Origin of the sequence: Streptomyces sp. NPDC093225, from assembly GCF_044753805.1 — a bacterium.
In the GTDB taxonomy this organism is placed as follows: domain Bacteria; phylum Actinomycetota; class Actinomycetes; order Streptomycetales; family Streptomycetaceae; genus Streptomyces.
This window is the reverse complement of the sequence record NZ_JBIVNX010000120.1, coordinates 1-1194: the sequence shown is the minus strand read 5'-3', so window position 1 is coordinate 1194 and position 1194 is coordinate 1. Positions and strand designations below refer to the sequence as shown.

Sequence of the window (1194 nt, the reverse complement as noted above, 5' to 3'; positions counted from 1 at the left end):
TCCGCGAGGTGGCGGGCGAGTTCGAGAAGCCGGTGATCCTCTTCTCCGGCGGCAAGGACTCGATCGTCATGCTGCACCTGGCGCTCAAGGCGTTCGCGCCGGCGCCGGTGCCCTTCGCCCTCCTGCACGTCGACACCGGACACAACTTCCCCGAGGTCATCGACCACCGCGACCGCACGGTCGCGCGGCACGGCCTGCGCCTGCACGTGGCCTCGGTCCAGGACTACATCGACGCCGGCAAGCTCAAGGAGCGCCCCGACGGCACCCGCAACCCGCTGCAGACCGTCCCGCTGACCGAGGCGATCCAGCAGCACCGGTTCGACGCCGTCTTCGGCGGCGGCCGCCGCGACGAGGAGAAGGCCCGCGCCAAGGAGCGGGTGTTCTCCCTGCGCGACGAGTTCTCCCAGTGGGACCCGCGCCGCCAGCGCCCCGAACTGTGGCAGCTCTACAACGGCCGCCACGCCGCCGGCGAACACGTGCGCGTCTTCCCGCTCTCCAACTGGACCGAGCTGGACGTGTGGCAGTACATCGACCGCGAGGGCATCGAGCTCCCCGAGATCTACTTCGCCCACGAGCGGGACGTGTTCCTGCGGAGCGGGATGTGGCTGACCGCGGGTGAGTGGGGCGGCCCCAAGGACGGCGAGACGGTCGAGAAGCGGCTCATCCGCTACCGCACCGTCGGCGACATGTCCTGCACCGGCGCCGTGGACTCCGACGCCACCACGCTCGACGCGGTGATCGCCGAGATCGCCGTCTCCCGCCTCACCGAGCGGGGCGCGACCCGGGCCGACGACAAGCTGTCCGAAGCCGCGATGGAAGACCGCAAGCGCGAAGGGTACTTCTAGGGATGACGACCACCACCGAGCAGCTCAGCGCCACCACCCTGCTGCGCTTCGCCACCGCGGGATCCGTCGACGACGGCAAGTCCACCCTGGTCGGGCGGCTCCTGCACGACTCCAAGTCGGTCCTGGAGGACCAGCTCGAGGCCGTCGAACGGGTCTCCGCCGACCGCGGCCAGGACACCCCCGACCTGGCACTGCTGACCGACGGCCTGCGCGCCGAGCGCGAGCAGGGCATCACCATCGACGTGGCCTACCGCTACTTCGCCACCGCCCGCCGCCGGTTCATCCTCGCCGACACCCCCGGCCACGTGCAGTACACCCGCAACATGGTCACCGGCGCCTCCACCGCCGA

At 70.9% G+C, this 1194-nt stretch carries 2 protein-coding genes; both read left to right on the top strand.

The window, feature by feature from the left end; translation table 11 throughout:
* A partial coding sequence (gene cysD / locus ACIQCH_RS38410) for a sulfate adenylyltransferase subunit CysD (RefSeq protein ID WP_402589021.1) occupies positions 1-845 on the top strand: 845 nt, incomplete at its 5' end.
* 2 nt (positions 846-847) lie between these two features.
* Positions 848-1194 (top strand): GTP-binding protein (locus ACIQCH_RS38405; RefSeq protein WP_402589019.1); only part of this gene is annotated, 347 nt, incomplete at its 3' end.